The organism is Pirellulales bacterium (assembly GCA_035533075.1).
Classification (GTDB): Bacteria; Planctomycetota; Planctomycetia; order Pirellulales; family JAICIG01; genus DASSFG01.
Window position 1 is genome coordinate 1 of record DATLUO010000130.1, and the last position, 25,227, is coordinate 25,227.

At 63.6% G+C, this 25,227-nt stretch carries 22 protein-coding genes; 13 read left to right on the forward strand and 9 right to left on the reverse strand.

Annotation, left to right across the window (positions count from 1 at the left end; all coding sequences use genetic code 11):
- The 11 genes from VNH11_16165 to acpS form a co-directional block, all read left to right on the forward strand.
- Positions 1 to 652: hypothetical protein (locus VNH11_16165; protein ID HVA47905.1), on the forward strand; the 652-nt coding region annotated here is incomplete at its 5' end.
- Between the two features lie 332 nt (positions 653 to 984).
- Entirely contained in the window at positions 985 to 1,293 is a 309-nt protein-coding gene (locus tag VNH11_16170; GenBank protein HVA47906.1) for a hypothetical protein, read from the forward strand.
- Positions 1,294 to 1,707: 414 nt separating this feature from the next.
- Entirely contained in the window at positions 1,708 to 2,133 is a 426-nt protein-coding gene (locus tag VNH11_16175) for a molybdenum cofactor biosynthesis protein MoaE (protein HVA47907.1), read from the forward strand.
- A 20-nt stretch (positions 2,134 to 2,153) separates the two neighbouring features.
- A complete protein-coding gene (moaA, locus tag VNH11_16180) occupies positions 2,154 to 3,167 on the forward strand; it encodes a GTP 3',8-cyclase MoaA (GenBank protein HVA47908.1) in 1,014 nt (337 codons plus the stop codon).
- A 4-nt stretch (positions 3,168 to 3,171) separates the two neighbouring features.
- Positions 3,172 to 4,374, forward strand: a complete 1,203-nt coding sequence (locus VNH11_16185) for an aminotransferase class V-fold PLP-dependent enzyme (GenBank protein ID HVA47909.1) — start codon at positions 3,172 to 3,174, stop codon at positions 4,372 to 4,374.
- A gap of 190 nt (positions 4,375 to 4,564) precedes the next feature.
- On the forward strand, positions 4,565 to 4,993 hold the full coding sequence (locus VNH11_16190; GenBank protein ID HVA47910.1) for a YkgJ family cysteine cluster protein: 429 nt from the start codon (positions 4,565 to 4,567) through the stop codon (positions 4,991 to 4,993).
- A gap of 275 nt (positions 4,994 to 5,268) precedes the next feature.
- The gene (locus VNH11_16195) at positions 5,269 to 5,679 is read left to right on the forward strand and encodes an HU family DNA-binding protein (GenBank protein HVA47911.1); all 411 of its coding nucleotides are present in this window, start codon (positions 5,269 to 5,271) and stop codon (positions 5,677 to 5,679) included.
- Positions 5,680 to 5,921: 242 nt separating this feature from the next.
- Positions 5,922 to 6,140 carry a hypothetical protein gene (locus VNH11_16200; protein ID HVA47912.1) on the forward strand — a complete coding sequence of 73 codons (219 nt, stop codon included), beginning with the start codon at positions 5,922 to 5,924 and terminating at the stop codon, positions 6,138 to 6,140.
- Between the two features lie 42 nt (positions 6,141 to 6,182).
- Positions 6,183 to 7,184: a dihydroorotate dehydrogenase gene (locus VNH11_16205; protein ID HVA47913.1), complete on the forward strand. Its 1,002-nt coding sequence runs from the start codon at positions 6,183 to 6,185 to the stop codon at positions 7,182 to 7,184.
- Positions 7,184 to 8,149 carry a tryptophan--tRNA ligase gene (gene trpS, locus VNH11_16210; GenBank protein ID HVA47914.1) on the forward strand — a complete coding sequence of 322 codons (966 nt, stop codon included), beginning with the start codon at positions 7,184 to 7,186 and terminating at the stop codon, positions 8,147 to 8,149. The genes VNH11_16205 and trpS overlap by 1 nt, the downstream gene beginning before the upstream one ends.
- Positions 8,146 to 8,550 carry a holo-ACP synthase gene (gene acpS / locus VNH11_16215; GenBank protein HVA47915.1) on the forward strand — a complete coding sequence of 135 codons (405 nt, stop codon included), beginning with the start codon at positions 8,146 to 8,148 and terminating at the stop codon, positions 8,548 to 8,550. The genes trpS and acpS overlap by 4 nt, the downstream gene beginning before the upstream one ends.
- A 204-nt stretch (positions 8,551 to 8,754) precedes the next feature.
- Here the strand turns inward: acpS and VNH11_16220 are convergent, their stop codons facing one another.
- Positions 8,755 to 9,300, reverse strand: a complete 546-nt coding sequence (locus VNH11_16220) for a hypothetical protein (protein HVA47916.1) — start codon at positions 9,298 to 9,300, stop codon at positions 8,755 to 8,757.
- A gap of 232 nt (positions 9,301 to 9,532) precedes the next feature.
- On the opposite strand from VNH11_16220, the gene VNH11_16225 reads away from it, so the two are divergent.
- Positions 9,533 to 11,173, forward strand: coding sequence for a DNA methyltransferase (locus VNH11_16225; GenBank protein HVA47917.1), 1,641 nt, complete (start codon positions 9,533 to 9,535; stop codon positions 11,171 to 11,173).
- Between the two features lie 116 nt (positions 11,174 to 11,289).
- Positions 11,290 to 13,980 carry a hypothetical protein gene (locus tag VNH11_16230; GenBank protein ID HVA47918.1) on the forward strand — a complete coding sequence of 897 codons (2,691 nt, stop codon included), beginning with the start codon at positions 11,290 to 11,292 and terminating at the stop codon, positions 13,978 to 13,980.
- 92 nt (positions 13,981 to 14,072) lie between these two features.
- Here VNH11_16230 and VNH11_16235 read toward each other — a convergent pair whose 3' ends face one another.
- The 8 genes from VNH11_16235 to VNH11_16270 all read right to left on the reverse strand — a co-directional run bounded on the left by VNH11_16235 (position 14,073) and on the right by VNH11_16270 (position 25,227).
- On the reverse strand, positions 14,073 to 14,648 hold the full coding sequence (locus VNH11_16235; protein ID HVA47919.1) for an NfeD family protein: 576 nt from the start codon (positions 14,646 to 14,648) through the stop codon (positions 14,073 to 14,075).
- Between the two features lie 9 nt (positions 14,649 to 14,657).
- Positions 14,658 to 16,892: an NfeD family protein gene (locus VNH11_16240; protein HVA47920.1), complete on the reverse strand. Its 2,235-nt coding sequence runs from the start codon at positions 16,890 to 16,892 to the stop codon at positions 14,658 to 14,660.
- Positions 16,893 to 17,206: 314 nt separating this feature from the next.
- A complete protein-coding gene (locus VNH11_16245; protein ID HVA47921.1) occupies positions 17,207 to 18,586 on the reverse strand; it encodes a DUF3999 family protein in 1,380 nt (459 codons plus the stop codon).
- On the reverse strand, positions 18,583 to 21,099 hold the full coding sequence (locus VNH11_16250; protein ID HVA47922.1) for a DUF2339 domain-containing protein: 2,517 nt from the start codon (positions 21,097 to 21,099) through the stop codon (positions 18,583 to 18,585). Before VNH11_16250 ends, VNH11_16245 begins: the two co-directional genes overlap by 4 nt.
- 295 nt (positions 21,100 to 21,394) lie before the next feature.
- On the reverse strand, positions 21,395 to 21,886 hold the full coding sequence (locus tag VNH11_16255) for a ferritin-like domain-containing protein (protein ID HVA47923.1): 492 nt from the start codon (positions 21,884 to 21,886) through the stop codon (positions 21,395 to 21,397).
- 382 nt (positions 21,887 to 22,268) lie between these two features.
- On the reverse strand, positions 22,269 to 22,586 hold the full coding sequence (locus VNH11_16260; GenBank protein ID HVA47924.1) for a hypothetical protein: 318 nt from the start codon (positions 22,584 to 22,586) through the stop codon (positions 22,269 to 22,271).
- 24 nt (positions 22,587 to 22,610) lie between these two features.
- Entirely contained in the window at positions 22,611 to 24,203 is a 1,593-nt protein-coding gene (locus VNH11_16265) for an Hsp70 family protein (GenBank protein HVA47925.1), read from the reverse strand.
- Positions 24,204 to 24,231: 28 nt separating this feature from the next.
- Entirely contained in the window at positions 24,232 to 25,227 is a 996-nt protein-coding gene (locus VNH11_16270) for an ABC transporter ATP-binding protein (protein ID HVA47926.1), read from the reverse strand.

The window sequence follows — 25,227 nt, forward strand, 5'->3', positions numbered from 1 at the left end:
GGTCGATCCGGCGATTGCCGCCTGCTTTCCCGATTGGAAGCTGCTGGCCGAAGGCGGCGATCGAGACGCGGAATCCGGCGCCCTCTGGACGTCCGAAACCGTGCGGGTGCTGGTGGCGCCGGGCCGCTGGGCGGAGTGCCCGGCGGAAGCGACCCGGTTTTACCAACTGCGCGACGGCCGCCGCCGCGTGCTCTCCGTCACGAACGGGCGCTACGACCAGTTCCGGCTGTTTTTTGTCGGTCCGCGGTCGGAAGGCGAACGCTTGCAGGACGAGCTGGAGGCGCTTTCGCGGCGCATCGAGCGGCCGCATTATTTGCAGGGGCAAGTGATCAAGCCGGACGGCGAAATCATGGCCGACTTCGAACCGCGCACCTGGGACGACGTAGTGCTCGCCCCCTCGGTGCAAACGGCCATCGAACAAAACACCGTCGACATCTTCCGCCATCGCGAGGCGTTTCGCCGAAATGGCGTGCCGCTCAAGCGAGGCATCATCCTGCACGGCGTCCCCGGCACGGGCAAGACGCACTCGACCGGGAATAACCATACTGCGATTGTCGGCGGCAAGCGGGCCAGAATCAAGACCATGCGCACCCGCCACGACTGGGCTTGCCCCAGTCGGGCGATGATTGACCGCCAGAGGCCCACCGCGTAAACGTCATTCCTTAGCTTTCACACGCGGCGCGCAGCCCGCATTCTGCCGCCGCGTCGCGGCGGCAGGATGCGGGCCGCGCGCCGCGAAAGGCGGGGGGAAAAAGGAAATCGGCGGAGCTGCTCCGGCGGTCAATCAACGCCCCACCGGCACAAGGCCGGCGGTGGAGGAGCGGAACGCATTTAGCCGCGATTCCATGCCGTTTGTGTCCGGAGATACTTCCGCCGCCGGAACGCCACCACTGCCCCACGTTGGGCAGCGAACTTTGCTACGATTCAGTGCGTCAATAGAGAGCAGAACGGGGCGCCGTCCACAACCCGACCAAGGAGAACGCCGTGAGTGACTTTAGCGAGCGCGAGCCGCATACGTTTTTTGGCTACGTTACCGCCCTGAACATCGACGAGCGAAACGAGCTGGACGAGTACCTGAGGGGCTTGCCGGAGTTCAACGAATGGGATGAGGCAGGCTTCCTGCTCGGCTTGACGCAGAAACTGCTGAAGGCGTCGACCAGGTCGGGCGCGACGGCCGACGCCGTCGAAGGCGCCTGCGAGCAGCTCCGGGCCGACTTCCGCAAGTACAAAGACCTCGAAGACAACCTCCGCCGGAAAGTCAAAGCCTGGTGCCGGGCGATGGTCGAAGTATGACGCAGCTCTGGCGAATGCAGTGCCTGACCGCCGTGGGCGACGTGGCCGATTTCTGCGTTCAGTGTCCGCACGCGGGCGGCGATTACCCTCACACTCCCAACTATTATCGCTTGTCGAACGCTTCGCCCTGGGGAGGGCGCGGCATCGTGGCGGTTGGCCGGGGCGTTGAGGGCTGCCCGAAAAGCAAAGACGAATACCGGCGGCTCGCCTGGCACCAATACGGGCAAGCGCGCGGCTTCGCCACCGTCGTCAACGCCTTTCTCGACTACCGGTCGGTCGGCGATCTGGTCTGGATCCGCAACCGGCGCGCGGACTATTACCTCGGCAAGATCACCGGCGACTGGCAGTGCGTCTCCGGGCATCAAAACGCCGCCACCGCTCGCCTGGCAAGGGCCGCGCGGCTAGAATGGCTCTATGGTCGCACTGACGAACGAGCCGATCGATGCAGCGAAGGTGCTCGAACAGGTCGAGTCGCCATTGGCAGGCGCCGTGGTCTTGTTTTTGGGCACCACCCGCGAATTCACCGGCTGCCGCCGGACCGAATCGCTCGACTATGAGTGCTATCCCGAAATGGCCGCCCGAAAGTTGGCCGAACTGGAACTGGCGGCCCGCCAGCGCTGGCCGCTGGTGGAATGCGCCCTCGTTCACCGCCTGGGTCACTTGAAAATCGGCGAGGCCAGCGTGGCTGTGGCCGTGAGCAGCCCGCACCGGCAGGCCGCCTTCGAGGCGGGGCAGTGGCTGATCGACACCCTCAAACAATCGGTGCCGATCTGGAAAAAAGAAAATTGGGCCGATGGCACCCATGAGTGGGTGCATCCGGGGGTAAAGGCAGAAGGATGAAGGTAGAAGGCAGAAAAACAATGGACGACTCGGTTGCCGACGAGCAGCCCTTGGTCGACAGCTTTGGCCGGGTCCACCGCGATCTGCGGATCAGCGTCACCGACCGCTGCAACATCCGTTGCTTCTACTGCATGCCGGAAGGCACGGTGAGATTCAAGCCGCGAAGCGAGCTGCTGACGTTCGAAGAAATCGAGCGGTTCGTCGAAGTGGCCGCTTCGCTGGGCATCCGCAAACTGCGGCTGACGGGCGGCGAACCGCTCGTGCGGCACGGTCTGCCCGTGCTGGTCGCTCGTCTGAGTCGGGTGCCGGGCATCGCCGACGTGGCCCTGACCACCAACGGAATTCTGCTGGCCGAACAGGCCCAGGCCTTGCGAGACGCCGGGCTGCACCGGCTCAATATCAGTCTCGACACGTTGCGGCCCGACACGTTTCGCCAGATCGCGCGTCGCGACGGTCTGGACCGCGTGCTCGAAGGCATCGCCACCGCCCAGCGCGTCGGCTTCGATAAGATCAAGCTCAACGCCGTGGCGATCAAAGACCTGACGGAACCCGACGTGGTGCCGCTGGCGAGGTTTGCCCGTCAGCACGGTTTGGAACTGCGGTTCATCGAGTATATGCCGCTCGACGCCGACGGACATTGGTCGAACGACCAAGTGCTTTCGGGCGAGCAAATCATGGAGCTGCTGGAGGCGGAATTCGGGCCGCTGGAGGCCCTGCCCGTCGCCGATCCGAGCCAGCCGGCCACCGATTTTCGCTATACCGACCACACGGCAACGATTGGCTTCATCAACCCGGTGACACAGCCGTTCTGCGGCGATTGCAACCGGTTGCGTCTCACGGCCGAGGGGCAGGTGCGAAACTGCCTGTTCTCGACCGTCGAATGGGACGCCCGTGCGGTGCTGCGTGGCGGAGGCGGCGGCGACGAGTTGCGGACCCTGCTGCGCTCGTGCGTGGCGGCAAAGAAGGCGGGGCACGGCATCAACAGCGACGAATTCATCAAGCCCGAAAGGGCCATGTTTCAGATTGGCGGATAGTCGATTGGCCGCGCGTCTCTATTTCGATCAGGCCGCGACAAGCTGGCCGAAGCCCGAAAGCGTCTATCAGGCCGTCGATCACTATCAACGCCGGCTGGGTGCGGCGGCCGGGCGTGGCGCGTATGCGGATGCCGTCGAGGTGGCGCAACGCGTGTCGCGTACACGTGCCGCGGTGGCCCGCTTGCTGGGGGCCGAAAGTCCGCAACGAATCGTGTTTGCGTTCAACGGCACCGATGCCCTGAATATCGCAATCCATGGCGTGCTGGCGCGTGGCGGTCATGCGATCGCGACCGTGGCCGAACACAACTCGGTGTTGCGGCCGCTGCGGACCTTGGAGCGTGCCGGGCGGATTGCGGTGACGCGCATCGCCGTCGACCGGTGCGGCATCGTCGATGTCGACGATGTCCAGCGTGCCTTGCGGCCCGACACGGCGCTGATCGCGGTGACGCACGCCTCGAATGTCACGGGCGCCATTCAACCGGCCGCCGAAATCGGTCAGGTCGCTCGCGAGTCGGATGCTCTGTTTCTGCTCGATGCGGCGCAGACCGCGGGCGAGGTGCCGATTGACGTGCGAGGGTTGAACGTCGACTTGCTGGCCGCCCCAGGACACAAGGGACTGCTGGGGCCGCTCGGCACCGGTGTGCTTTATGTGCGGCCGGGCGTTGAGGAGCGGGTGGATAGCTTCCGGCAAGGCGGCACCGGCACGCGGAGCGAGGAAGACGTGCAGCCGGACGATCTGCCGGACAAATATGAGGCCGGCAATCTCAACGTGCCCGGCATCGTCGGGCTTGATGCTGGGATCGAATGGCTGCTAGTGCAAGGTATCGAACGGCTGCGCAGCCAGACGGTCGCGCACACGGAGCTGCTGCTCGCCCGCCTGACGGCCGTTCCCGGTGTGACCATTTATGGTCCTGAGTTGGCAGGCGAGCGCGTCGGTCTGCTCAGCTTCAATGTGGCTGGCATTGAACCGCAGGAGCTGGCAGCCATTCTCGATTCGGCTTATGGCATCCAGGTGCGGGCCGGGTTGCACTGTGCTCCGTTGATGCATGCGGCGCTCGGCACATTAAAGCAGGGCGGCACGGCGCGACTGAGCTTCGGACCCTTCAATACGCCGGATGAGATCGAGCGGGCCGCCGACGCGATCGGCGAGATCGCCGGCGTGGCGAAGGCACGAGAAAGCGAATATACTGCTGGCGGCGAAGTGTAAAACAACCGGCGGTGGCTGGGGCAGAGCTTGGCCTGGACGCGGTCGACGCCAAAAAAGAGCGTGGCGGCCAAGCGATGCCCCGGCAGCCTCACCGACCGGGGCATCGCTGGCCGGCAGCGCGTTCTGGTGATGATCCGGATTTACTCGGCCAGCTTCTGCCCCAGCCACCGAAAATGCAGCGGAAATCGACATGAGCGGTAATCTGGACGAACAGCCTTGGTTCAAAGACGGCCTCCGCTTCGAGTGTACGCAATGCGGCAACTGCTGCACCGGCGCGCCCGGCTATGTTTGGGTAAACCAGCAAGAGATCGCCGGACTCGCCGCACACGTCGGCCTGAGCGTCGATGACTTCGAGCGCAAGTACGTGCGGCGCGTGGGGATCCGTAAGAGCCTGGTGGAGTTTCCCAACGGCGACTGCGTGTTCTTCGATGGAGAATCGCGTCGCTGTACGGTCTATGGGCTTCGGCCGCGACAATGCCGCACCTGGCCCTTCTGGCAGTCGAATGTGCGAACCGAGGAAGACTGGGAAGAGACCTGTCGGGCTTGCCCAGGCAGCGGAACCGGCACACTTTACCCGGTTGAAGAGATTTTGCGGCAGGTGAAGGTCTTCAGGGTCTGATTTTTCGGATTTGACTGGAGTTTGCCGATTATGCCGCCGATTATGGTGGCTGTCAGACCGAAGTTCTTTGGCAATTGGAATTTAGTCGTGCTTCCGCCGCAAGCGAGGCGGAGGCCGGCTTTCACGCGTTGTTTGGCTGCGAACGGCCGGCGGTTGGACCTCGGTGGTGCCGGGTGAGCTTGACACTAGTTCTTACGGCACCTACACTTGGAGCGTCTACTGTTGCTTGAGGAAGGGCCTCGGCGGGCCTCCTCTACCTCACGGAGAGCCGACTCGTGACCAAAAAAGAAATTGTCAAGACAATCTCGGAAGAAATTGGGCTGACGCAGCTCAAGACCAAGGAAATCGTCCAGAAGACGTTCGATGCCATTGTCGAGACGTTGGTCGAAGAGAAGCGGATCGAATTGAGAAACTTCGGCGTGTTCGAAGTCAAGAAGCGGGCCGCACGCAAAGCTCGCAACCCGCGCACCGGCGACAAAGTGTATGTCCCTGCGAAATACGTGGTTACCTTCAAGCCGGGCAAGGAGATGGAGGAGCGCGTCCGCGAGTTGGAGCGGCAGGCGGCCGAAGCCGTCGCCCAGCAGCATGAGGAGGAAACTGCTGCGGAGGATGCCGACATGCAAGCCGAATCCGAACCCCTTACCGCACATACGGTTTACGGCGGCAACTCGAAAGCCGCCCCCTGAGCCGCACATCGTCTTTCCCACCTGACGCAAAGCTGCTGACGAATCCGCTTGCCGAGCAAGCGGGCTACGTAGACGAATCCGCTTGCCGAGCAAGCGGGCTACGTAGCGGAACGAGCTTTTGCCCCACGAATATGTTTCGATTGGTCGTCGCCCTGGCAAGCTAGCCATGCGCGGCACGGATGCCCGATGAGGCTGCGCGCCTTGAGCAAGGCGCATCGCCCATCACTGGGAGGAGTTTTGCAATGCGCAACCTGTTGTTGGCAGTATTGTTGGGCCTATCGATCGGCTCGAGCGTCGGGTGCCTCGTCCCGGCTTATTCGGGCGATCCGGTGCGACGCGGCCAGCAATTGATTTGGACATCAGAAGACCTGCGTCATTTGCTGGACGACTGGGAACGGATCTGGTTCCTCGACCAGCCCGACCACTTGTCGCCCTATCGCACGCACGGCGGTATTATGTAGGGCCGGTTGTCGCAAGTGGCTTGCACCGATACATTTGTAGCCGTGCAACCAACTCCGCTGTCTATCGACCTGGCCGTGCAGCTCGGCCGATTGCGGCTGCCTAACCCGATCATGGTCGCGTCGGGCACGTTCGGCTATGCGCGCGAAATGCAGGGGCTGGTCGAGTTGCGCCGGCTGGGCGGCATTCTGCCTAAGACGATCACCCGCGAGCCCCGCCTGGGCAACGCCCCCTGGCGGACCATCGAAACCACCGGCGGCATGCTCAATTCGATCGGCCTCGACAACGACGGCATCGACGCCTTCCTCGATCACCACCTGCCGTACCTGCGGACGGTCGGCTCGCCCATCGTCGTGAGCATCGCCGGCCGCAGCCAGCAGGAATTCGTGGAACTGGCCGCCCGGCTCGATGGGCAATCCGGGGTGGCCGCCGTCGAACTCAATATCTCCTGCCCGAACGTCAGTGGCGGCGTCGATTTCGGCACCGACCCTACCATGTGTGAAGCGGTGGTGGCCGGTGTACGCCGGGCGTGTTCGTTGCCGGTGCTGGCGAAGCTCACGCCCAACGTCACCAGCATCGCCGCCATTGCCCAGGCTGCCGAAGCGGGCGGCGCGGACGCCATCTCGCTCATCAACACGTGCCTGGGCATGGCCGTCGATTGGCGGCGCCGGCGCCCGATGCTGGGCAACGTGCTCGGCGGCCTGAGTGGACCGGCGATCAAGCCGATTGCTCTGCGGGCGGTGTACCAGGTGCGCCGCGCCGTAAAGACGCCCCTGGTTGGCATCGGCGGCATCGCCACGATCGACGACGTGATGCAGTTTCTTGTCACCGGCGCCAGTGCCGTACAATTAGGGACGGTAAACTACTATCGCCCCACTGCGTCGATGGAGATTCTCGACGCGCTGCCCGCCGCTCTGGCCGAGTTGGGCGCGGGCAGCGTGGGCGAAGTGGTAGGAACATTAGAGGGTTCAGGGTTCAGGGTTCAGGGTTCAGGACTCGAACAGCCAACCCCGATTCCCGAATCCCCAACCCCAAATCCCCAATAATGCGCATTCTCTCAGGCATTCAACCCACCGGCCGATTTCACTGGGGCAACTACTTCGGTGCCATCCGCCAGTACATCGACTTGCAGCATGGCAACGAGGCGTATTACTTCATTGCCAACCTGCACGCGCTGACCACCGTGCGCGACCCCGGCGCCTTGCGGCAGAATACGCTCGATGCCGCGCTCGATCTGCTCGCTTTGGAGCTCGACCCAAACAAGGCCACGCTCTTCGTTCAGTCCGATGTGCCGGAGGTCACCGAGCTGGCCTGGCTGTTGATGACCGGCACGCCGATGGGCCTGCTGGAGCGCTGCCACGCCTACAAAGACAAAAAAGCCAAAGGGCTGCCGGCCGACGCCGGCCTGTTCACCTACCCCGTGTTGATGGCCGCCGACATTCTGATCTACGACGCCGACGTCGTGCCGGTGGGCGAAGACCAGGTGCAACACATCGAGGTCTGCCGCGACGTGGCGGCCAGCTTCAACCATCACTTCGGCGAGACCTTCGTGCTGCCCAAGGCGAAGGTCTTGCCCGCGGCGGCCAAGGTGCCGGGCACCGACGGGGAAAAAATGTCGAAGAGCTACAACAACACCCTGGAGCTGTTCGAAGAACCGAAAGGGCTGCGGAAGAAGATCATGCGCATCGTCACCGACTCGCGGCCGATGGAAGAGCCGAAGGAGCCGGAGGGCGACCACCTCTACCAACTCTATTCGCTGTTCGCCAGCGATGCGGAACGCGAGGAAATGGCGGCCCTTTATCGTCGCGGGGGCTTCGGTTATGGGCAGGTGAAGCAGGCGCTGGCCGATGTGGCCGAGCGTTTTTTGGCCGGGCCGCGGCAGCGTCGCGCCGAGCTGGCCGCCCGGCCCGACGACGTGCGGGCCATTCTGGCCGACGGCGCCGCGCGTGCCCGGCGGAAGGCCGCGCAAGTGCTGCTTCGCGCCCAGCGGGCCTGCGGGGTGCGGCCATGAGGGTGATTGGCATCGGCACCGACATCATCGAGTGTTTGCGGATTGCCCAGATGATCGAGCGGCACGGCGAGTTGTTCATCAACCGCGTCTATACGCCTTTGGAAATCCGCTATTGCAACAGCCGCAAGCAAGCGACGCAGCATTTTGCCGGACGTTGGGCGGCGAAAGAGGCGATTCTCAAGGCGCTGGGAACCGGCTGGCGGAAAGGGATCAGTTGGCGGGACATCGAAATCCGCAACGACCCGCTGGGCAAACCCGTGGTCGGCCTGCGCGGCGGTGCGGCCGATCTGGTCGAGCAGCTCGGCATCACGGAGATGCAGGTCAGCATTTCGCACTGCCGCAGTCACGCCATGGCCTACGCCTTGGCCCTGGGCGCGGAGACGGAGAAACAGGAAGAGTAATCGGTGCTCAGGCCACCGATCGTAGGGCGGGACCAGCGAGCTTGCGAGCGCCGGCCCACCACTAGCAGGCATCGGGCGTCAGGTATCAGGCGTCAGGCGTCAGGAGGGATCGCAGAACCGCGCCGGATGCCTCACGCCTATCGCCTTGGACATGGTGGGCCGGCGCTCGCAAGCTCGCTGGTCCCACCCTACGGAGCGGGCCGATCAGGCCGTCAGATTCAGCGATTGCCCGAGTGCGGCCAACGTGGCCGTTGCCGTGCTCGACGGCGTCGTGTTCGAAGTCGTGGACGTTCCCGTCGAGTTGGACGACGGCTGTCCTGAAGCATTGCTTTGCAGCGCTTGCACAAGGCTGTTCAGCACGCGTCGGGCGTGGTGCCCACCGTGGCCGTGGTGGGTGCTCGTGCTGTTGCCGCCCTGATTCAAGGTGTCGAGGATGTTGTTGATCTGGCTTTGTGAAAAGCCGGCCTGCGAAAGCGTATTCGACACGGCGCCGTCAAGCTGTGTCTGGAAGCTGCCGCTGCCGGAACTGCCCGAGGTGCTGGAACTGCCGGAGGTGCTGGAACCGCCCGAGCTGCCGGAAAGGGCCTGCTGCAAGTCATTCTGCAGTGCTTGCTGCAAATCTTGCACTTGGGAGGCCGAGAGCTGCGGCAGGTTTTGGCTGCTGAAATCCGAATTGCTCGTTTGCTGTTGCTGCTGAAGCAATTGGGCATTCAGCGCGGCCGACGACGAACTGATGTTCTGAATGGACATGGAAGCCTCCTGGAGCGCAAAGGTGTAAGGTGTGAAAGAGGCTGCTGTCCCGGTGGCAGCGTTGACGTGAGGCCGAATTGGCCGGTGCCAGTTATCGGCCGTCGGGCGGCGGCGAGTTGAAGCTGCCGGGCAAGGTGACCGAAACGTAATGGACGTAGGCCGCCCAAGCTGCGCGCACCGCAATGCGCGGCCACCGTTGCGACTGCTGCGGCAGCGTGCGATACTCGCACACATGAACACGCTTTTCTATGGCGATAATTTGCCAGTCTTACGGCGATACATCGACGACGAATCGGTTGACCTTGTCTATCTCGACCCTCCGTTCAAAAGCGATCAAGATTACAACGTGCTGTTCGCCGAACAGGACGGGAGCCGATCGGCCGCTCAAATTCAGGCGTTTGAGGATACCTGGCAATGGGACCAAGCGGCATCGGCAGCTTACCATGAAACGGTTGAGGCTGGTGGCCAAGTCTCGTTTGTGATGCAAGCCTTTCGCCAAGCGATCGGAGCGAATGACATGCTGGCCTATTTGTCGATGATGGCGCCACGGCTCGTCGAAATGCGCCGGGTCTTGAAGCCCCGGGGCAGCATTTACCTGCATTGCGACCCAACCGCCAGTCATTACCTAAAAATGCTGATGGACGCGGTTTTTGACCCGACGAACTTTCGCAACGAAATCACCTGGAAGCGCACCAACGCGCGGAGCACGCCGCAACGGTGGCCCCGCATCCACGACATTCTGCTGTTCTACTCCAAGTCCAGACGGTTCACGTTCAATTCTCTCAAAGTGCTTGCCGACGAAGCGAAGATGCCACATACGCTCATTACGTGGTCGGACGGAGAGAAATACCAGACCTATGAGCTGACCGCTCCCGGCGTGACGAAGATCGGAGATAGCGGCAAACCGTGGCGCGGTTATGAACCATCTTCGATGGGCCGCCACTGGGCCAACAACCATGCCCAAATGGACGAATGGGACAAGCTGGGGCTGATTCATTGGCCTAGAGAGGGAAGCGCCGGCGGCTTCCCTCGACGCCGCGATGAAACGCCGTTTGACCCCGCGACCCGCATGGTGACGGTAGGCGACGTATGGACCGACATCGACAGAATCAATCAAGCGGCCAAAGAACGTCTCGGCTATCCGACACAGAAGCCCGAAGCGCTGCTTGACCGAATCATCAACGCCAGCAGCAACGAAGGCGACACCGTCCTTGACCCGTTCTGCGGTTGCGGGACCGCCATTGCGGTCGCAGAACGTCTCCATCGAAAGTGGGTTGGCATCGACATAACGTATCTCGCCGTGGCGCTCATCAAGAATCGGCTCACCACCGCCTTTGGCGGTTCGGCGGAGTTTGAAATCAAGGGCGAACCGACATCGGTTCCCGACGCGCAGGCGCTTGCCCGACAAGACCCATATCAGTTTCAATGGTGGGCGCTCGGGCTGGTCAACGCTCGCCCGGCTGAACAAAAGAAAGGTGCCGACAAGGGCATCGACGGCCGGATTTTTTTTCACGATGAATGGGAGGCCGGCGGAGGGCCGACCAAGCAAATCATCCTTTCAGTGAAGGCAGGTCATACCAGCGTCGCCCAGGTACGCGACCTACGCGGCGTCCTGGACCGCGAGAAAGCGCCGATCGGCGTGCTGATCACGATGGAAGATCCAACGCGCCCAATGAAGCAGGAAGCGGCCAGTATGGGCTTTTACAAGTCGCCTTGGTCACAAGAGGATTATCCAAGACTGCAAATCCTGACGGTCGAGGAATTGCTGGGCGGCAGGAAGATCGACGCGCCGCCCCAGCGCGGGCCGGAGTTTAAGCCGGCACCCAGGGCGAAGCGGAAGCCGAGACACCGGCAGAAGGAACTGGGCGAATAGCTGGAAGCGGACATGACATTGCACGGCATATAGTATTCGCCCTCCCGCGACACTAGAATGTCGGCACGGGTATCTCTTCGAGGCACATTGCCGTCTGTCATCAGGAGAACGTCGCCATGTCGCATCGCCGCTTTACGCTTGGGGTCGCATCTTTGCTCGGCGGCCTCGTTCTGGCCGGCTGGCAATCGCAGTTGTTTTTCGTCGCCGAGGTCGCCACGGCGTCGGCCGCACAGAAAGAAGAAGCCGATTCCGCTACTGGGAAGAAAGCCGCGCCTAATGCGGCCGAAGGAACTCAAGCCGAGCGTCGCCAGGCCAACCAGCGCAGGCGCCGCGCTCAACAGCAGGCCAACGTGGCCGCCCCCGGACCGCGGGAAGCCGCGAGCGAAGGCGGTGTACCGGTGCTCTCGACGGGCGATTCCTACGACGACTTCGCTTCCGTCGCGCAGGCGCCCGATGGCAGCCTCTATGCCGCCTACGCCGCCTACTTCGACGGCTATGACCAGATCCGCCTGCACAAGCGATTGCCCGACGGCACTTGGTCGACCCGCACGCACGTGCCGCTAGTGCATGCCCGGCCCGATATCTGGATGCCGCAACTCGCGGTCGATGCGGAGAACCGTGTCTGGGTCCTATGGTGCGAGCAATCGCCCGCCAGCAAAGACGCGCCGGGAAATTGGGACCTCTATGCGCGTTCATTTTCCGGCGACTCATGGAGCGACCTGGTGCGGCTCACCGACGATCCCAAGCCCGATATCCATCCGCACGTGGCCATCGACGCCCGCCACAACATTTATGTCGTCTGGCAAGCGCACCCCGACAACACGGGCGATATCCAGCTTTGCAAGTTCGATGGCCAAACCTGGTCGAAGCCGCTGGCCGTGACTTCCGGGGCCGCGAGTGATTGGCACCCGCACGTCGCCATCGACGGCCAAGGCACCGCTTGGATCGCCTTCGACAGCTACCGCAACGGCGACTACGACGTGTTTCTCACCAGCGTCAATGACGGCGTGGTGGGCGATCTAGTTCCCATCGCGACTAGCCGGTTTTATGAGGCGCACGCCAGCGTGGCCTGCACGCCCGACGGCCGCGTGTGGGTGGCCTGGGAGCAAGGCGGCTATCTGTGGGGAAAAGACCAGGGGTACTGGCTGAAGCAGACCAACAAGAATGTGGGCACGGTGCTGGGGAGTCCTCGCCAGGTCCACGTCGCCGCGTGGCAAGACGGGCGGCTGCTGGCCGCGCCGCCGGTGGACTCGAAGTTGCCCGAGAATGCGCCGCGCGGCACCGCCATGCCCGCACTCGCCGCCGACGCCGATGGCCGCCTCTGGCTCCGTTTTCGCCGGCATCAACGCGGGGCTCCTCCGCCCAACCGGCCGCTGCAGGGCAGAAGCTACTGGACCGAGAACGTGACCCATCTGACCACCGATGGCTGGGCGGATCCGACGATGCTGCCCAACAGCACCGGACGCATCAGCGTGTTCAGCCGCGTTGTGCCGCTGGCTGAAGGCGGCCTGGCGATCGCATACTCCAGCGATCAACGCAGGCCGCCCAACTATCATCAGCCGCTCCGCGATCAGGCGCTCGTGACCACGCTCGCTCGGCCCGACGAGCCGGCGGGCTGTCCCGACCTGGCCGCCTACATGCCGCCCGCCCCGCCTGAGAAAGCCGGCCAGTGGGATGATGAGCGCGAGACGCGGCAGGTGGCCGCCATTCGCGAGCACGAGGAGCAGATCGGCGGCGAAAAAATGCGGATTGTCCGCGGCGATCTGCACCGGCATACCGAGCTGAGCTGGGACGTGGGGCCGGCCGGCGACGGCTCGTTCCTCGATTTCTATCGCTACATGATCGACGTGGCAGCCATGGATTTCGGCGGCCTGACCGATCACCAGGGCGGCGGGCATTATCCCTATCACTGGTGGCTGATCGAGAAGTCCGCCGATCTCTATTACCTGCCGCCGCGGTTTGTGCCGCTCTACAGCTACGAGCGCAGCGCCCAGTTTCCGCACGGCCACCGCAACGTTTTCCATAGCTACCGCGGCGTGCCGGTCTTCCCGTTTCAAATCAAGCTCACGCAGACGGGCGTGTTTCCCGGCGTGGGCACGGGCAATCTTTCCGACGACGACACGAAGCTGCTCTATCAATATCTGCACGGCACCGGCGGACTGGCCATCTCGCACACTTCGGCCACCTCGACGATGGGCACCGACTGGCGCGACAACGACCCGGAAATCGAGCCGGTCGTCGAGATTTATCAGGGCGCCCGCAACAGCTATGAGGTAGTGGGCGGGCCGCGCGTCCACGACGTCGCCAACGCGCCGCCCGCCGACGCGCCCGGCGGCTACCAGGAAGAAGGCCTGGTCTGGAACGCCCTGGCCAAAGGCTACCGGCTGGGCATGACGTCGTCGAGCGATCACGGTTCGACGCACATTTCTTACAGCATGGTCTACACGCCCAAGAACGACCGGCAGAGCATCTTGGACGCGGTCCGCCGCCGGCACACCTACGGCGCGACCGACAACCTGATCGTCGCCGCGCGGGCCAACGGGCATTTCATGGGCGAAGAGTTCACCACAGCCCAGCGGCCCGCGCTGGAGCTGCACGTGGCGGCCACCGACAAGATTGCCCGCATCGACCTGGTTCGCAACAACGTCTACATCTACACCACCTCGCCGCTGCGCGAGAACGCCGACCTGAAATACGTCGACATGGAGCCGAAAGCGGGGCTGAACTATTATTATTTCCGCATCCAGCAGGACGATGGCCAGATAGCCTGGGCCAGTCCGTTGTGGATTCACTACGAACCGAAGTAGGCGCGTGAGCGCAATGTGGCGGCTGGGGGGCAGAAGCTCGTAGGGTGGGACCAGCGAGCTTGCGAGCGCCGGCCCACCCTACACAGTCGACATTACGCCAAGGGGTCCTCGAACGACTCGAGGCCCAACGACTCGATCGGCCGCGACAAGGGATCGTCGGCCGCCGGCTCGGCCGGCTTGTCGCTGGGGCGCACGACGACGCGCGTGCCGCGGACTTCGACCACCTGCACCCATTGCCCCTTCTCGATGGCCATGCCTTCGCTGACCGCATCGATGTTGCGTCCGTCGATGAAAACGGCGCCGCTGGGAAGCATCAGGCTCTTGGCCTGGCCGATGCGGCCCACCAGAGCTTTCAGCAGGCGGCGCTCGTCGTCTTGCGGCAATACTTCTTCGCTGGTAGGAGCCGCCAGCAGCACGCGGCGGCCGATGGCGGTCTCAGGCCAATACTGCAGGGCCGCGATCAACACCGCCGGCAGGGCCACCACCGCCAGGCCCAGAAAACTCAGCCCGTACCAGGGTCCCCGGTAAAACGCCAGCCCGATGGCCGACAGCACCGACACGATCGAGAGAAAACCAATCACGCCGCCGGAGGGAATAAAGATTTCCAGCACGGCCAGTGAAACGCCCACCAGCATCAGAATAACGGCCCAGGCCACGGGGTCTAACATGGTGCCACCTCAGACAAGCCCGCGAACCACAACGCGATTGGCACGCACCTCGACCACCTCGACCGGTTGGCCGCGGTCGACGAACTCGCCGTCGGTCAGCACGTCGACGAGCTGATCGCCGATGCGCGCCTTTCCGCCCGGCACCAGCGGCGTATAGGCCGTACCGCGAAGCCCTAAGAGATGGTCGAAGCGGGCCAGCGCCTCGCGCTCGCTGATGCGCGAGGCTTCTTCGCTCGACGGCGGCGCCAACACCATGTTGTTCAGCACCGGCGTGTGCGGCAGGTAACGTCGTATCGCCGCGACCGCCACCACCACGCCCAGACCGGAGCCCGTCAGCATCAACAAGCTGTTGCGAAGGTGGTGCAATTGGTATTCGTTGCGCGGCAACACGAAGGTCTGGCTGGCGAGAATCAGCGAGACGATCACCAGCAGCCCGCCGGCCAGGCCGAACAAGCCGAAGCCGGGCAAGACAAAAATCTCCAGGGCCAGGCAAGTCAGCCCGCCCAGGAAGAGTAGCACTTCCAGCCAACCCGCCGTGCCGCCCAGGTGCTGGCTCCAGAAATAGAGCATGAAACAGAACGCCGCGATCAGCCCGCCCAGGCCGATGCCGGGCGATTGCAGCTCGGCATACAGCGCCGCACCGCCGATGAACAACAAGAAGTAGGCGACGCCCGGCGACTTCAACGCATCGATCAGAAAATCGGCCCAGCCGGGTTCAATCAACGCCGGATCCTGCTCCAGGCCGTAGTGCGCTTTCAGGCCGGCAAAGTCCTGCACCAGGGCGTGCGCCAGACCGAGCTGTTCCGCCTGCTCGCCGTTGACCTGCAACGCCTTGCCGGCTTCGGCCACCTGCGGGCCGCGTTGCCACTGTTTGGCATCGTCGAGCTTTCCCGCCTGCTCTTCGGTGAAGTAATCGACCAGTCCGTCCGTTTGCCGGGTGTAGCGAAAGACGGGGGTCATGGCCTCGACGAGTGCCGCCGCCAATGCCGGCGAGTGCCGCTTTTGCCCGGCGATGGCTGCCACCGAATGGGCCAACGCCTCTTGCTCGCCCTCTTTCAGTGCCGCCGCGCCGGAACCGCCCAGCACGGCCTGAGGGCGCATCACAATCTGGTCGCAGGCCAGCGCCAGATACGCCGCGTCGCCGCGCGCTTCCGACTGAATGTAGGCCACGGTCCGGCGCTGCTTGGCATCGATGCCCACCATGAAGTTCGCCAGATTGATGCTGTCGTTCGGTGAGCCGCCCGGACTATCGATCCAGAAGCACAGCAGGTTGACGTCGTGGTCGCGAATCTGAGTCTGCACCAGGGTCTGCACCTGGTTGGTCAAGGCATCCGTGATCGGCCCCTTGATGGCGATCCGCACCGGCCGCATCGTGCCACTCAGCGCCAGGTCTTCTTCGACGGCACTGGCCGGCAGCCCCAGCGCCTTGGCCACCGCCTGCCGATCGTCGGCCAAATAACTCACGAAACCCAGTTCGCGGGCACGCTCGCCGCTGAACAAGCCCGGTTTGCCCGCCGGAATCAACGGTTCTTCTTTGGCGATCGACTTCTCTTTGCGCACTTCGGGCAACCGGTCGGCCCGCACAAATTCGCGGCTCACGTCGGTCTCGACCAGACGCAGGTCGACGGCCGGATCGAGCATCTTCAGGGCCACGTCGGCGGGCACGGTCTTGCGGGCGTTCGCGATCTCCGCGTAGGCATTGCGTTCCGACTGCTTGATTCCCTTCTCCGGGTCGCCCGCGGCGCCCAACTCGGCTTCGTCGCTCATGATGATCTCATCGCAGGCCAAGGCGACGAGCACGCCATGCCCGGTGAGCGTTTCTGGAAGGTAGGCCACGGTCGTGGCGCCGTTCAGGTTCGTCCCCGACAAATAGCGGGCAAGATCGTAGGCCTTGCCGAACTCGATGTCGCCGGGGTGGATCTCGAAGATGATGATCGGCCAACGGCCATCTTGCTTGGCCTTCTTGATCGCTTCGCTCACGGCGCGGCGAATCCGGTTTTCGAGCCGGTCGCTCATGTCGAGATTGAGTCGGATCAGAATGCCGATTCGCTGCCGGCCGTCGCCCGCGGAGTTCTTACCGGGGTTGGCATTGCCGGCCGCTTCCTTGGCCGGCTGCCCGTCAGCGGCCTTGGCTTTCTTGGCGGCATCCGCGAAGCAGCGGTCGCCGGCAGAGATGCCGAGGCACAGCCAGGCGCAAAGCCAGAGCAACCTGCCGGGAAGTGCTGGCAGAAAACGGTCGAGCATTGGGCCTCCGGGCCCCGTTCCGCGTTGTAAGCTGATGCGCCGCGGTTCCATAGAGGTTGAAAACACGTGCCGCGCGAAAACCGCGCAAGTAATTAGCACATTTAGCCTTTGGGCCGCCTAGATTATAAGCCCGCGCCAAGCTGAGTCAAACTAGCCCACCCCTCTAGACGAGGGCCGTGCCGATAACTCCCACCGCCATAAGACGATGGGAGTTGCCGCGGCTGCTCTCGCTATGCGAATCTGATGCCGCGAGATGTCCACTTCGCTGGTGGCAACAGCTCGGCCTGGGCCGCTGCTTGGAAGACGAACGAATGTTATTCCTTGGGCAACGTCTCCATCCGCTTGACGGCCTGATAAAGCCCCCAGCCGAGCGCGAGAACCAGCAGCAGAATGACGCCGCCCAACAGCAGCGGATTGTTGAGCAGCTTCGAGGGCCTGAATTCGGCCGGCTGCCCGGCGCCCGGCCCCGGTTGCGGCTTGCCAAGCTCGGCCCGCGAAGGTTGAAACCCCGAGCCAAGCAATTCCTGGATTGCCGCGGTGTCATACGCCGCCGCCTCGGCGTCGGCCGACCCATAGACCAGTTGATAGCGGGAAGCCGGGGAGGCCAGGTAAACCAACTCGTACACGTCGCCTTCGGCCTCGACGCCCTGGATCTCCAACGGCGGGCTGTCTCGATCGTCGATCACGATGCGGTATCTGGATTTCCGCGACGGTGGAAACGAAATCGAAAGCCCCTCCCGCTGCACGTTCTTGAATTCGATCCGCGACACGGTTCCTTGGCCGGTCCGCCGCCATGTTGTGTTCACGCCCTGAATTGTTTCCGCCTCGACCGCCGCATGCCGGCTGAAATTGCGGTCGGACGTTTCCAATGTCAGCGACGTCAGCGGTTGACGCCGGGTGTCGATGCGGACGATCGTCTGATGTTTCTCCGTATCTTTTTCGACTCGGAAGTCGGTCAGCGGGTATTTCGTTTTTTCGTCTCCGGTGGACTGCGATTCTTCAACTTCTCGCCAGAAATCGATGCGTTCGATTCGCAGCGGACGGCGCTCGACCGTAACCTTCTCGGTGCGCTCCGTTTCGTCGGCGCCTTGCAGACGGCGGGTGAGCGCCAACAGTTCCGACTCTTGTTCGACGGTCACGTCGTCGATGACGATGCGGAAATGCCGCTTTGCCGTCTCAGGGAACGAAACGCTGTCGCTGCGCACGTCCATGTAGCGAGAGTAATCGAAGATCACGGTTTCGTTTCCGGCCCGCTCCCATTGTTGACCGTCGGTCGACGCATCGATCCGCACTCGCTGCTCGAAATTGCGCAACGGAGAGACGATCGTCAGCCCGTTGGCGTGTGGATCGTCTTTCTCAAGCTCGACGGTGATTTCCAGGCCGCCGTCGTCGCGCGGCCGGGCGGAAAAGTGCCGCGCCGGCCACGTCTTCCGCACGCGCCGCGGGCGGGTCGTCCGCGCTTTGCGCAACAAATACGGAACCGGTTTTCCCGTCTCGTCGAGCAACCGGACGTCGGCAAGTCCATCCTGGGTGGCTGCAAACACGTCGGAATCGAGCGCGACGGCCAGCAACTCTTCTTGCTTCACGGCAGGCGCTTCGACTTGCCTGGCGAACTGATATGCCGCCTCGGCGGCGAAAGCCGGCTGCGCCGCGGCCCACCCGACGAACGCAAACCAGAGCACCTTCTTGATCACGTGACCTCCTCCGTGCCCGCCGGTTCCTTCGTGGCGAAGGTCTCGCGGTATTTCAGATAGATGAACGATCCGCAGAGCACCAACACGCCCAGCAGAATGAAGGCCACGATCCGATAAAACTGATCGAGACGCGACAGATCGACGAAGAACACTTTCCAGGCGACGACGGCGAACAGCGCCAGTCCCAAGTAGCGCAGCGTGCGGATGTTTTTGCCGATTCCGCTCAAGATCAGCCCCAGCGCGAACAACGACCACAGGATGGAGACGCCGCCGGGCCGCAGCCCTTCGATATAGGAGAACAAGAACGAGTTGACTTCGAGCGAGAGATAGATGAACAGCGTCGCCAGGCTGCAAAAGCCAAGGAATACGCCGGCGCTTTTGGCGTGCGTTCGGGCCACCAACAGCGCATAGCCACCGGCCAAAAAGCCGATGACGGCCCCAAAATCGACCAACCGCAGCGCGGCGTCGCGGAACGAGTATTCTCCGCCGTAAAGCATGCGGTGCGTGATGTCCCAGGCCGGCAGATCGAAGCCAAACAGTTTGATCAGCACTCCGCCGACAAACAGCATCAGCAGCGCGAGCAACCACTCGCTTTCACGGAGACACGTTTCATACAACAGCAGCCCGCATAGGGCCAGCCACAACATCGTGAGCAGGGGGAGCTTGACCGGCGGATACAGGTATCCGAAGGTCCGGTTCAGCTCCAGATGCACGTAGACGAACAGCATGCCCAGGGCGGTTCCCGCGGCCAGCCGGACCGCCCAGGCGTCGCGAATCCAGCCTGGCACGTCGTTATCGCGGTCCACGATTTTCGCGTCGCCGCCGTCCTGCCGCGTCAGCAACCGATACGCCCCGCCGAGCGAAGCGATCGGCACGCCAAACATCACCATCCGTTCGGCAAGCTGGCGCAGATAATCGGCCAGCGGCAGCTTGGCGGCCGAAGGAGTCTGCAGGAATTCTCCGCGCAAATCGATGAAACCGAATCGGAACAGCACGATTGCATACAGCAGGTAGCAGACCTGCCGCAAGAACTCGCTGCCCAGCTTTCCGGCGACCCACAGCAGCACGAACGCTTGGATGGCCCAACTGACGGTAATCCATTGGCGAGACAGGACGAGCGGCATCGTCACCGCCAGAAAAAACGCCGCCAGGCCGATGAAGCTAACCAGCAGTTCGCGGTCGACCAGCCGGCGCCGGAGAAAGTAAAACACGTGAAGCGTATAGAAGGCCGCCAGCGAGAGCGTCGCCGCGGCGACCCATTCGCGCCCGTAAACCTGATCGATCAGGCGATAGGAAACCGCATAGAACACCCCCGCGTTCACCACCAGCGTCAGCAGGTCGAGCAGATTCGACTTTGCTTTGTTGACGACCTTGTAGAGAAAGGTCATCGTCGAGAAGAGTACGAAGAAGGCGATCAAAAACGGCATCACTTCCCAGAAGTGGCCGACGTCGTAGTCGGGCATCGCCGCGAAGAACAGGGCGTAAGTCGCGGCGAAGCTCAGGTAATTCACCAGCGGCCAGTTCTTCCAGTAGCAAAGAGCCAAGACGCCGACGCCCAGCACGAGCACGTAGCCGAACAGGCCGGGAAAGTTGACGACGCCGGTGGAAAGCATGACCGGCGTGCCGTAGCCGCCGATGATGCCCAGCACGGCGACGAGGATGGAGTTGAACCGCACGGCGATGCCGCCGGCCAGGGCGGTGACGACGCTCATCAAGGCGAACGCCGGCGGCATTTCGATCAGGTGATAAAAGTTGGCGGCGGCGAACACGGAGAAGTAGAGCGTCGCCAGGCCGCCCCCCATCAGGCCCTGGCCCAAGACGTGGTATCGACGCCCCAGCAATTGCGTGCCGGCGATCAGCATGCCCAGGCCGGCGATCGTCGAGAGGGCCACGCGGCCCAGTTCGTTGATCAGTCCGTGCTCGACGGAATACTTCAGGAAGAACCCCACCCCGACGACAAGGATCACGATGCCGATCCGCAGCAGCCATTGGCTGGCGACGGCGTATTCCAGGGAGACTCCCGCCGGCGCATGCTCTTCGCCGACGATGATCCAGCTCCAGATTCGCCGGAGGGTCTCTTTCGCGGCGGTTTCGAACTTGTTGGGTACGCGGGGCGCGGTGGGCCGAGGGGGCGTGGGCAGGCGCGGCGCCGGCTGCCATGGCGCGCCGAAATCGGGCCGTGCGGGCCGCACCGGCGACGGTTCGACAACCTGTTCGGGCACCATCTCCGCAGTTTCCGGCGGCGCATGGCGATCGGGCTTAAGGGGTTCCGGGGCGGCGCGTTCCGGCACCGCGCGCTCGGACGTCGTCTCCGGCGTTGCGGGAGAGGACCGTTCCGCGGCGCCCCGCAGGGCCTCGATCTGGGCTCGCAGGGTCCGGAATTCCCGCTTGAGGTCGCCGAGGGCCACCTCCTGTTCCTGTCGCAGCTTGACCAGCAAGATGATCGTTGCGATAGGAAGGATCAGGCAGAGTCCCAAACCGCCCAGCGCGAGCAGCAGCAAGAGATCATCCATCGACGTGCCTTTCCAGAAAACCGCCGGTTCCCATCGCTCTCGCGGAGTCTGCTCAGGGAGCTGACTCGCTCGATCGCTTGATTGTACTCGCCCCGCAATCGGGATGCGCCATGGTTCTCGCGGATTCAGGGGGGGACATCGCCGTGTACCGCAGTCGTAAGGTGGGACAAGCGAGCTTGCGAGCGCCGGCCCACCGTGATGGACGTCGCTTTCGGTGGGCCGGCGCTCGCAAGCTCGCTTGTCCCACCTTACGCTTCGCTGGAACAAAAACCGTTTAAGCAAAACACCGGGGCGGTTATTCCTGCCAGCCCGCCAGGATGCGCTCCACCTCTTCCTTGTGCCCCGTTTCGTCGCTCACCTGGTTTTCGAGCGCCACCTTCAGGCCCACGTCGCCGAACGATTCGGCATGTTCCACGCGCCGCGTGTAGTCGGCAATGGCTTGCTTCTCGGCCTGCAGCACGTTGAGCAGCATTTCGCGCGGCGTCTGGGCTTCGGGCACAGGACGCGGCACGGTGGTCGGCTGTCCGCCGAGGGCCGCAATCTTGTCAGACAAGAACTGCGCATGTCCCAACTCGTCGGTGACTTCCGCCTGGAATAATGCCCGCAGCTCCTTGCGATACGGCCCGGTGATCGTGGCCGAATAGTGCAAATACATGATCACGGCCTGCAGTTCGCCGGCCAGGTCTTCATTGAGGCCCTCCAGCAGCGACTCGCGCATGCTTTCGTTGGTCCCCGGTTCTGATACCCCGCTGGTTTGGTACTCGTGCTCTCGGGTGGTCGTGGCCATGATTGGATTGGCTCCTTTCTAGTTATCGTCGTAAGGTGGGACCAGCGAGCTTGCGAGCGCCGGCCCACCATGTTCGAGGCGTTGGGCGTTGGGCGTTAGGGCATCGGTAGAACAGCGCGCCTAAAGCCTTACGCCCACCGCCTAACGCCTTGCTTTCGGTGGGCCGGCGCTGGCAAGCTCGCTGGTCCCACCTACCGCCGTTCATGGGCAAATGCAAAGACCGTGCCTGCTAGGTAAGACTACTGGACGGCATCTTCGGCATACGCCTTGCTCATATCGACAGGACCATTTTCTTCATTCACAAGGAGCGATTCATGGCTAGCCCAGGCGGCCGGCTCGGGAATGCCGCGCACATGGGCCCCGGCGTAGTTCGTGAACCGCTTCACGGGCCGGCGACTTCAAACACCTGCGCACATTTGGGGCACTTCACCGCGTTGATTTTTCCCGAGGGCAGCCGAAGAGGCGCTTGACAATGAGGGCATTGGCACACTTTTTCGGCCGCACTGGGCGGCGCGGGCTGACCGGACGCCGACGGCGGACCCCGGCCGGTGGCGACCGCCGGCGCTTCGCCCGATGATCCGGCCTCGACCTTGATCGGCTTCTTGCAAACCAGGCAATCGACCGTGCCGCCGCGCGTCGAATCTTCCAACAGCATGAACTTGCGGCAATCGGCGTGCGGGCACTGAACGATAAACGGCATGGAACGGCACCGTCTTGGCTAGGTTCAACGTATCTTAAGTTGGTTCACAAACTCGGCCTCGCGGCCGATGTCGTCTTCCGTCAGGCCGTATTCTCGCTTGATCTCGGCCTGTGCGAAGCGGCCGCCGGTCATGTCGAGCGCCATCACGCTGATCCGGCCGTTGGCGCCGTAGCTCAGCCGCACCTGCACCGGCGAGCGGACCGGCAGGTTGGGCGGCAGCCCCGTCACCTCGCACTCGCCGATCGGAATGTTGTCGTTCGGCCGCTCCGACTCGCCTTCCAGCACCTTGACCACCACGTGCCTGGCGCCGGCCTTGGTCAGGCGAAAGATGCGGCTGGCGGCGAACGGAAGCTGGGTATTCTTCGCGATCACAAAAGCGTTCACCGGCCGGCCGCGCTTGGTGGCTTTGATGCCCAGGCTGTAGGCGTTCACGTTGAACACTTCGACGTCTTTGAGCTCGTCTTTCAGACCTTCGTCGATCTCCAGATCGCCGGCCGTGCCCTTGGCCGCCACGATGCCCGCGTGGATGGCCGCGCCGCGGGCCACCACCTGGTCGGCATCGAGACTATCGTCGGGCTCTTTGCCGGTCGCCTTGCGGAGCATCTCCTTGACCATCGGCATCCGCGTCGAGCCGCCCACCAGCAGCACGCGGTCGATGTCGGTCCAGCTCAGCCTGGCCTGCTCGACCACGAGATCCGTGACGATTTGCGTCTGCACGAGCAGCTCTCGCGACAGATCCTCGAATTGCTCGCGGCTGAGATTGAGCGTCAGCGAGTGTTCTTGGTGGAAGCACTCCAGCGGCACCTGCGGCAGGTCGCTGAGCAGGATCTTCGAGCGCTCGGCCAAGGCGGTCAGCGCCGCGCGGCGCTGGTCGTCGGCCAGCGGGTCGATGCCGTATCGCTCGCGGAACTGAGCGGCGATGTGTTGCACGATCTTTTCGTCCCAGTCCTTGCCGCCAAGCTGCACGGCCCCGTCGGTGGCCAAGGTCTCGAACCGTTTGGCCGCCAGGCGGACGACCGTGACGTCGAAGGTGCCGCCGCCGAGATCGTAGACCAGGGCGGTCAAGGTTCCGCCCGGCACGTCGAGCGGAGACGCCGCACCGCCGGCCGATTGGCCCGCCATGGCATACGACAGCGCGGCGGCCGTCGGCTCGTTGAGAACGTCGATCACGTCCAGCCCGGCGATGCGGCCGGCGTCCTCCGTCGCTTTGCGGCGCGTTTCGTTGAAGAAGGCGGGCACGGTGATCACCGCCTTGGCGATCGGGCCGATGTGCCGTTCGGCGTCCTGCTTCAGCTTGCGGAGGATGACGGCCGAAAGGGTTTCGGGGCGGAAGACGCGGCCATCGACGGGGTGCGAATAGCGCACGCCGCCCATATCGCGTTTGACCCACAGGGCGACGCGTGCGGCATCGACCGCCGCCGCCTCGCGCGCCGCCTTGCCGACCACCGCGGAATTGCCGTTCAAGTAGACGGCGCTGGGCGTGAGCGGGTCGCCGTCTTTGTTGGACAAGGTCACCGCTTTGCCCTTGGCATCGAGGTGGGCAATGACGGAGAACGTCGTGCCCAGGTCGATGCCTACCAGGTTGTGATGCTCGCGCGACAAAGCGGTGTCTCCCATGGTTCCAGCCTACGTTCTAACAATCTTTTCATCCGTCGTCAGCCGGAGATACCGGCGGTCGCAGTTCAATTCCGATGGTTTCGCCCGGAAAAACGGGCTGCGGCAGGAACAAAGACAGCTTATCGCGGCCGCGGGCAACCGTCGTAGACCAACCGCCGGCCCGAGGCCGCACGTCGATGACGGTCCAACCGTTCTCCTGGGTGCTGGCCATCGCCGAGAGTTGCTGGGGCCGGATCAGCAGCGTGTCGGCCCCGGCCGGCGCGATTGCGGGCGGCGACGTTTCTCGAGTGGCGATGATACCTTGACGCAGCCACGCTCGCGGCAGTTCGATGCACGGGCCGGTCCAGCGGGCAACGGCTTCGCTGACCGGATGCCAATGGAGCTCGGACGGCGTACCCTCTTGCACCAGGCGGCCGCCGTCGAGCACGGCGATGCGCTCGCAAACCATCGCGGCTTCGTCCCACGAATGTGTGACAAAGATGCACGTCGTGCGACGCGCGGAGACGCAATCGCGGATCAGCTCCAGCATGTCGGTGCGCAAGGGAGGGTCGAGATGCGCCAGCGGCTCATCGAGGAGCAGAAGGTCGGGACCGACTGCCAAAGCGCGGGCCAGGGCCAATCGCTGGGCTTCGCCGCCACTGAGCTGCGCGGGGCGGTGGTTCCAGACACGGGCCGGCAAACGCAGCTCGCCGAGCAGTGCTTCCGCCCGACGCCGGCGGTCGTTGACGGCGTGGCGAAACAAAACGCAGCGTAAATGCTCGAGCGCGGTGAGGTGAGGCCAGAGGGCCAGGCTCTGGAACACCATGCCAATTCGCCATCGGCCGTTCGCGGGGCCGTCGATGATGATGTTGCCGGAGGTGCAGCGGGTCAAGCCGGCAAGAAGCCTGAGCAGCGTCGTCTTGCCGGCGCCCGAGCCGCCCAAGAGTCCCACCACCTTGCCGGCTTCGATCTGCCAACAGACCCGGTCGAGCACCTCGACACGGTCGAAACGCTTCGTGACCTCGTGACACTTGATCGAATACAT

Bases quoted from the DNA above. Each gene is read 5' to 3' on its own strand.
- VNH11_16270 (HVA47926.1), bottom strand. From the start codon at position 25,227: ATGTATTCGATCAAGTGTCACGAGGTCACGAAGCGTTTCGACCGTGTC.
- VNH11_16190 (HVA47910.1), top strand. From the start codon at position 4,565: ATGAGCGGTAATCTGGACGAACAGCCTTGGTTCAAAGACGGCCTCCGC.
- VNH11_16235 (HVA47919.1), bottom strand. From the start codon at position 14,648: ATGTTAGACCCCGTGGCCTGGGCCGTTATTCTGATGCTGGTGGGCGTT.
- VNH11_16255 (HVA47923.1), bottom strand. From the start codon at position 21,886: ATGGCCACGACCACCCGAGAGCACGAGTACCAAACCAGCGGGGTATCA.
- acpS (HVA47915.1), top strand. From the start codon at position 8,146: ATGAGGGTGATTGGCATCGGCACCGACATCATCGAGTGTTTGCGGATT.
- VNH11_16265 (HVA47925.1), bottom strand. From the start codon at position 24,203: ATGGGAGACACCGCTTTGTCGCGCGAGCATCACAACCTGGTAGGCATC.
- VNH11_16175 (HVA47907.1), top strand. From the start codon at position 1,708: ATGGTCGCACTGACGAACGAGCCGATCGATGCAGCGAAGGTGCTCGAA.
- moaA (HVA47908.1), top strand. From the start codon at position 2,154: ATGGACGACTCGGTTGCCGACGAGCAGCCCTTGGTCGACAGCTTTGGC.
- VNH11_16260 (HVA47924.1), bottom strand. From the start codon at position 22,586: ATGCCGTTTATCGTTCAGTGCCCGCACGCCGATTGCCGCAAGTTCATG.
- VNH11_16230 (HVA47918.1), top strand. From the start codon at position 11,290: ATGTCGCATCGCCGCTTTACGCTTGGGGTCGCATCTTTGCTCGGCGGC.
- VNH11_16225 (HVA47917.1), top strand. From the start codon at position 9,533: ATGAACACGCTTTTCTATGGCGATAATTTGCCAGTCTTACGGCGATAC.
- VNH11_16250 (HVA47922.1), bottom strand. From the start codon at position 21,099: ATGGATGATCTCTTGCTGCTGCTCGCGCTGGGCGGTTTGGGACTCTGC.
- VNH11_16220 (HVA47916.1), bottom strand. From the start codon at position 9,300: ATGTCCATTCAGAACATCAGTTCGTCGTCGGCCGCGCTGAATGCCCAA.
- VNH11_16200 (HVA47912.1), top strand. From the start codon at position 5,922: ATGCGCAACCTGTTGTTGGCAGTATTGTTGGGCCTATCGATCGGCTCG.
- trpS (HVA47914.1), top strand. From the start codon at position 7,184: ATGCGCATTCTCTCAGGCATTCAACCCACCGGCCGATTTCACTGGGGC.
- VNH11_16240 (HVA47920.1), bottom strand. From the start codon at position 16,892: ATGCTCGACCGTTTTCTGCCAGCACTTCCCGGCAGGTTGCTCTGGCTT.